Consider the following 6,517-nt stretch of genomic DNA (forward strand, 5'->3'; position numbering starts at 1 on the left):
AAGATAGGGGGCGACGTATGTTTATCCAATTTTTAGGAACAGGAGCAGGTGTGCCTGCCAAAGCACGCAATGTAAGCTCATTAGCTCTAAAGCTATTAGATGAATTGAATGAAGTATGGCTTTTTGACTGTGGAGAGGCTACCCAGCATCAAATTTTACAAACAACTCTTCGCCCACGAAAAATCAGTAAAATTTTTATTACTCATTTGCATGGGGACCATATCTTTGGTTTGCCAGGATTTTTGAGTTCGCGATCTTTTCAAGGTGGGTCAGAGGCGTTAACCATCTATGGTCCGCAAGGTATCAAGGAATTTGTGTTGACCTCCTTAAAACTTTCTAGATCTCGCTTAACTTATCCGCTAAAATTTGTCGAATTATCTCCTCAAGGTGGGCAAATTAAGCTTGCCAATGATTGGATAGTCGATTATTTACCCTTAGATCACGGCATATTATCTTTTGGTTTTCGGGTAACTCAACCCGATTTGGCCGGCCAACTACTGATGGACCGATTAGAACCGTATCAGATTCCAAATGGACCCTTATTGGGTAAGTTAAAGCGGGGAGAAACAATTGAATTAGAGGATGGGCGTATTTTAAATGGCCGGGACTTTATTTCGCCAAATCAACCAGGAAAAGTCGTCACGATTTTAGGGGATACCCGCTTGACAGATAATGGCATTACTTTAGCTAAAGAGGCTGATCTACTGGTTCATGAAGCTACCTTTGAAGAATCAGAAGCAGCATTAGCCAAGCGCTATTTCCATTCAACCAATACGCAAGCAGCTTATGTAGCTAGTCAAGCAAGAGCAAAAAAACTTTTGTTAAATCATATTAGCGCCCGCTACTTAGGTCATCAAGCAAAATATTTAGAAAATCAAGCTTGTCATGTTTTTTCGGCAACTCAAGTTGTAGTAGACTTAGCGGAGTATCCTATTTAGGAGGTTGACATGTTTAAGAATCAAGTAGCCTTAATCACTGGAGCTTCAAGTGGAATTGGCTTGACTCTCGCCACCGAGTTAGCAAAAAAACATACCAATTTAGTTTTGGTGGCTCGAAGTGAAACAGTCCTAGAAAAATTGGCAAATGATTTAAGGAAAACTTATGGCGTTCAGGTCCATGTCATTGCGGGAGATTTGAGTCATGAGGACTTTATTGATCAAGTAGTAAACCAAACTTATGAGTGCTTTGGTCAGGTGGATTTTTTAATTAATTCAGCAGGTTTTGGCTACTTTAAACCAGCAACGGCTTTTTCTTATGCTGAGATAGAACAAATGTTTAAAGTGAATACCTTTGCCATGATGGTATTAGCACAAAAAGTGGCTGAACGGATGAAAGAAAGACAAACAGGACATATTATCTTCCTAGGGTCCATGGCTGGAAAAATGGCTACGGTTGCATCTAGCGTGTATTCCGCAAGTAAATTTGCTATAATTGGTTATGCTAATGCCTTGCGTCTTGAATTAAAAGCTGACCATATACGGGTTACCACTGTTAATCCGGGTCCAGTTTTGACCAACTTCTTTAATCATGATTCAAATTCCCAAGCGTATTTGCAACAGGTGAAGGGTTTTGCTCTCAATCCGAATCACGTAGCTCAGCAAATTATTAAATCAATGGCTGGCTCCCGACGATTAGGGCGTGAAATCAATTTACCGCGAACACTCACTATGGGCAACTTTTTCTATCAGTGTTTTCCAAAGGTGGGAGATTATTTAGCATTAAACTTGTTTAATCTCAAGGAGGAAAATCATGAAACAAGGTAAATTAATTGTAGCTTTACTTCTAGTCATCTTAGTTGTCTTTTTTGCTATTCATAACACAGAAATGGTTATGGTTGATTTGATTTTTAGCAAAGTAAAGGTTCAGATGGTGTTAGTGATTTTAATCTGTTTATTACTGGGAGCTATTATCGGACTGGTAGCTTCAATGTCAGCATTGGCTGCACAAAGACGTGAAAACAAACAACTTAAGAAAGATTATGATCAGCTTCATCAAACTAAGTTAAACGAAGTAGAAAGTAAAGATCGTGAGTTGGCTGAGTTACGGGCAAAATTGACTCAAAATGATTATCAAAATAAGAATACTGCCGTCTTTAATCAAGAAGGCGCATATAGTCAAGATATTGCTGATATAGAGGCAGATAAAAATAAAACGGGAATTAACTTTTTTAACTAAGATTGTGAGATAGTAGAGATATGACTTTTGCTAAATACCAGTGGACGATTCCTTCGTTCAATCAGACTGATTTTAACCAGCTAAAGCTGGCATGTGATCAAGCGGGAATGACCTTTAGTCCCGCTTTTTTGCGTTTGTGCCTTAAACGAGGCTTAGCTAATCCGCAAGCGATTCAAAGCGCGATAGATAAGCAACCCACACTATTTCATGATCCTTATTTACTTTATGACATGGATCGAGCAGTCGAGCGATTAAATCAAGCCATTGAGAATCAAGAGCTGATTACGATCTACGGTGATTATGATGCGGATGGTATAACAAGCACTTTGATTTTGCTTGAATGTTTAGAAAGTTTAGGCGCTCGGGTAAATTATTATTTGCCCAATCGTTTGATTGATGGCTATGGCCCTAACCTTGCCCGTTACCAATCTTTAGTTGAAGCAGGGACCCAAGTAATCTTAACCTGTGATAATGGTGTGGCTGGTCACGAAGCCATAGCTTGGGCTATGGAACAGGGCGTTGATGTCATTGTTTCAGATCATCATGAATTGCAAGCAACATTACCAAACGCCCTAGCGGTAATACATCCTCGGCATCCTTTAGGCCAATACCCTTTTGGACAATTAAGTGGGGCGGGCGTCGCTTTAAAAATAGCTTGTGCTTTATTGGATGAAATTCCTCTTGAAGCAGTGGAATTAGCCATGATTGGAACAATATGTGATTTGGTTTCTTTGACAGATGAGAATCGAACAATTGTTTTAAATGGACTTTCTATTTTGAAACAAAGCAATCGTCCAGGACTTCAAGCCTTATTTGACACTCATCAAATTAACCAAGATCAGATAAATGAAGAATCGATAGGATTCTTAATTGGTCCGCGTCTCAATGCGTCTGGACGATTGGGCGATCCTAAACCAGGCTTGAACTGGTTGCGAGCTTATGATAAAGAAGACTCACAAAAATGGCTTCAACAAATAGAAACCACTAATCAAGATCGTCAAGATATCGTCAAGTCAATCATGTTGGATGTTGAAGAACAAATGGCTCAATATGAAAAATTGCCACCTATTATTATTCAAAGTAGCCCTAAGTGGCCAGCTGGCGTATTAGGGATAGTTGCTGGCAAATTAGTGGAGCTCTATCAACGACCATGCTTGGTTGCTCAATATATCGAGACTGAGGGCGTCTACCGAGGAAGCGGTCGGAGTGTAAGCCAATTTAATTTGTTTGCTAGTTTGCAAGAGGTTCAAGATTACATAAAATATTTTGGTGGTCATGCACAAGCAGCAGGGTTTACGGTAAATCAGGATCAGTGGCAAACTTTTACCCAAGCTTTGGTTCAAGTAGCCAAGCGAGAAGAAGCGACCATTCTTAAACCAAAAGAACTTGATTTAGATTTAGTCTTAAAGATTGACGAAATTAACTTAGATTTGCTTGATGAAATTTCTTTGCTTGCTCCCTTTGGTATGGATAATCCGAGGCCATTAGTAGCAATTGAATCTACTAGAGTAGCTAAATTGCGACGAATTGGAACGGATAAACAACATATTAAATTTGATATAAGTGATGTGAATGTGGGGAATTTGACTTTACCCGTTATTGGGTTTAATATTGCTTCGCGATTTACGCAAATACAAGATACTACAATGATTCAGTGTGTCGGAGAGTTGAAAAAAAATATTTGGCAGGATCGAGCTCAAGTCCAATTGCAATTACTAGATTTTGAAGTTGAAGAACAGCTATGGGTGGACTATCGATCAAGTCAATTAAATCCAACCCTATTTGAAGAGAATCAAGCTGTGTATGTCTTTCAGCATCAATCGTTACGAGAATATTGTCAGAAAGACTTCAATAAAACTCAAGTTAGTCTTTTATTTGGCGATTGGTCTGATGCAATTGAAAACAATGGCTATTCTGCCTTGGTTGTCGTTGAACCACCCAATGATTTAGCTGAATTGAAGAAAATTCTGGACAGTCAGTCTTGGTCTAAAATCATCTTAGGCGCGTATTGTCCAGAATCCAAATATTTGGCAGGCGTTCCTAGTCGTCAAGAATTTGCTCGCTTATATGCTTGGTTAAAAACATCATCCGGCTTTAATATCCGGCAGCAATTGGATAGCCTCAGCCAACATTTGGCTATTCATCCGATTAAATTAAAATATATGCTAAGCGTGTTTTTTGAGGCGAAATTTGTTACAATTACCCATGGATTTGCTGAATTTAATCATTCTGATTCGCATGAAAAAATAGATTTATATCAATTACCAGCTATGCAGCTTTATCAAACAGCTATGAAAGCTGAAGAGGTATTAATCTATCAAGATATCCAGCAAATTAAAGAATATTTCGAGAGGACATGAGAACATGGATTTAAAAGATTATATCGCGCGTGTAGATAATTATCCCAAAGAGGGGATTATTTTCCGCGACATTACGCCTTTAATGGCGGATGGGACTGCTTTTCATCATGCTACGGAACAAATTGTTGCTTATGCCCGAGACAAGAAAGTTGATCTCGTTGTCGGACCGGAAGCACGAGGATTTATTGTGGGCTGTCCAGTTGCTTATGCTTTAGAGATTGGTTTTGTTCCAGTTCGTAAAAAAGGTAAATTGCCACGTAAAACTATTGAAGTGAGTTACGGCTTAGAATATGGTGAAGCCGTTTTGACCTTACACGAAGATGCGATAAAACCAGGCCAACGTGTCCTAATTACCGATGATTTATTAGCTACAGGTGGAACAATTAAAGCTACCATTGATTTAATCGAAAAATTGGGTGGTATTGTTGTTGGTTGTGCTTTTTTAATTGAATTAGATGATTTAAACGGCAAAGAAAAGCTCTCAGGTTATGATTATTTAACCTTAATGCACTACTAAAAAAAGCGAACAACCCAATCACTCTAAGTGAATTTGGGCTGTTCGCCTTCATTTTCCTATTAATATTCTCGGTAACACGAAACCACCTTACCAAGGATTGAAACAGAGTCTAAAATAATATCTTCCATATAATCGTTTTCCGGACGCAAAACATAATGATCCGCTTTTTTAAAAAAAGTTTTACAAGTGACTTCAAAATCGTCGGTCATTGCTACAACAATATCGCCATTATTGGCAGTCGATTGGCGCCGTACGGTGATTAGGTCGCCGTTAAGGATGCCAATATTGGTCATACTATCACCATTGATTTCCAACATGAATAATTCACTAGGATCATAGGCAAGATGAGGCGGAACAGGGTAATAATCGAGTGCTTCTTCTACAGCTAAAATGGGACTTCCTGCTGCAACTCTTCCCAAAAGAGGAATTTGTTTAGGCGAGGCACCAATGGCTTCAAGAGCTAGAGGAGTCAATTCAATCGCCCGTGTTTTTGAGGCATTACGGATGATGTAGCCAGCTTCTTCTAGACGAGAAAGATGTCCATGAACGGTTGAGGTGGAAGATAAACCTATGGCTGAACAAATCTCGCGAACGGTTGGCGGATACCCTTTGTCTTCAATAGCTTGATAAATGCAAGATAGTATGGATTGCTGTTTGGTCGATATTTTTTTCAAGATCATCAACTCTTTCTACTTAGTATATCCATTTTAGCAAAGAAAATTTAACAATGCAAACAAATGTTCGCAGTCTATATATGAAAGGATAGGTCATCATGTTAAGTCCAGAAAAAATTGCTCGTATCAACGAATTAGCTCATTTAAAGAAAGCCGGTCTTTTAACCGAAGAATTGGCACAAGAACAAGCAGAATTGCGTCAAGAATATCTACAAAGTCTTCGTCAAGGTATGCGCCATCATATTGAAGGCATGAAAGTTGTTGATGAAGAGGGCCGGGATGTTACACCAGACAAGCTTAAAAAGATTCAAAAAGAAAAAGGAATTCATGGTCGTCATCTAGAAGAAAAATAAGCCTAGGCAAGGACACTATTTTCTAGTATGATAAGGCTACATGATTTTTATGAAAGTGGGGACTATATACTTATGCAAACATGGATGTGGATTTTATTTGTGATGATCGCATTGGTAGCTGGATTTGCTGGAGGATTCTTTATGGCTCGTCGTTATATGATGAACTACTTTAAAGAAAATCCACCTATTGATGAGCGAATGATTTCAAATATGATGGCTCAAATGGGACAAAAACCATCTAAGAAAAAAGTACAGCAGATTATGGCTAGTATGAAGATGCAAACTAAATAAAAAATAAGTCTTCTCGTTAGTGTAGTGGACCCAAAAAGTTGAACTTTTTATTAAGCCACTGTCATTAAAGCAAGATTTCTGTATTCTACAGGAGTCTTGCTTTTTAATTTTCTCTTCTTCCTAACTAAATTATAATATTCTATATAG

The 6,517-nt window shown here is 38.5% G+C and carries 9 protein-coding genes; 7 read left to right on the forward strand and 2 right to left on the reverse strand.

Going from position 1 to position 6,517, the window contains the following annotated elements; genetic code table 11:
* Positions 1–17 precede the first annotated feature (17 nt).
* Genes rnz through EIH20_RS08310 form a run of 5 tightly spaced genes read left to right on the forward strand, consistent with a single transcriptional unit; the run spans position 18 to position 5,052 of the window.
* Positions 18–938 carry a ribonuclease Z gene (rnz, locus tag EIH20_RS08290; RefSeq protein ID WP_124059598.1) on the forward strand — a complete coding sequence of 307 codons (921 nt, stop codon included), beginning with the start codon at positions 18–20 and terminating at the stop codon, positions 936–938.
* Positions 939–947: 9 nt separating this feature from the next.
* Positions 948–1,763: an SDR family NAD(P)-dependent oxidoreductase gene (locus EIH20_RS08295; RefSeq protein ID WP_124059599.1), complete on the forward strand. Its 816-nt coding sequence runs from the start codon at positions 948–950 to the stop codon at positions 1,761–1,763.
* The gene (locus EIH20_RS08300; RefSeq protein WP_124059601.1) at positions 1,750–2,175 is read left to right on the forward strand and encodes a lipopolysaccharide assembly protein LapA domain-containing protein; all 426 of its coding nucleotides are present in this window, start codon (positions 1,750–1,752) and stop codon (positions 2,173–2,175) included. The genes EIH20_RS08295 and EIH20_RS08300 overlap by 14 nt, the downstream gene beginning before the upstream one ends.
* Positions 2,176–2,195: 20 nt before the next feature.
* A complete protein-coding gene (recJ, locus tag EIH20_RS08305) occupies positions 2,196–4,535 on the forward strand; it encodes a single-stranded-DNA-specific exonuclease RecJ (protein ID WP_124059603.1) in 2,340 nt (779 codons plus the stop codon).
* A gap of 4 nt (positions 4,536–4,539) precedes the next feature.
* Positions 4,540–5,052: an adenine phosphoribosyltransferase gene (locus EIH20_RS08310; RefSeq protein WP_124059605.1), complete on the forward strand. Its 513-nt coding sequence runs from the start codon at positions 4,540–4,542 to the stop codon at positions 5,050–5,052.
* Between the two features lie 59 nt (positions 5,053–5,111).
* On the opposite strand, the gene lexA is transcribed toward EIH20_RS08310, so the two are convergent.
* Positions 5,112–5,732: a transcriptional repressor LexA gene (lexA, locus tag EIH20_RS08315; protein WP_124059607.1), complete on the reverse strand. Its 621-nt coding sequence runs from the start codon at positions 5,730–5,732 to the stop codon at positions 5,112–5,114.
* Positions 5,733–5,824: 92 nt separating this feature from the next.
* Between lexA and EIH20_RS08320 the strand changes: the two genes are divergently transcribed.
* Together EIH20_RS08320 and EIH20_RS08325 are read left to right on the forward strand one after the other, a co-directional pair.
* A complete protein-coding gene (locus EIH20_RS08320) occupies positions 5,825–6,079 on the forward strand; it encodes a DUF896 family protein (protein ID WP_124059609.1) in 255 nt (84 codons plus the stop codon).
* 72 nt (positions 6,080–6,151) lie between these two features.
* The gene (locus tag EIH20_RS08325) at positions 6,152–6,370 is read left to right on the forward strand and encodes a YneF family protein (RefSeq protein ID WP_124059611.1); all 219 of its coding nucleotides are present in this window, start codon (positions 6,152–6,154) and stop codon (positions 6,368–6,370) included.
* A 50-nt stretch (positions 6,371–6,420) separates the two neighbouring features.
* Here EIH20_RS08325 and EIH20_RS08770 read toward each other — a convergent pair whose 3' ends face one another.
* A complete protein-coding gene (locus EIH20_RS08770) occupies positions 6,421–6,513 on the reverse strand; it encodes an IS3 family transposase (protein WP_420894250.1) in 93 nt (30 codons plus the stop codon).
* Between the last annotated feature and the right edge of the window lie 4 nt (positions 6,514–6,517).

The organism is Vaginisenegalia massiliensis (assembly GCF_900604935.1).
Lineage (GTDB): Bacteria > Bacillota > Bacilli > Lactobacillales > Aerococcaceae > Vaginisenegalia > Vaginisenegalia massiliensis.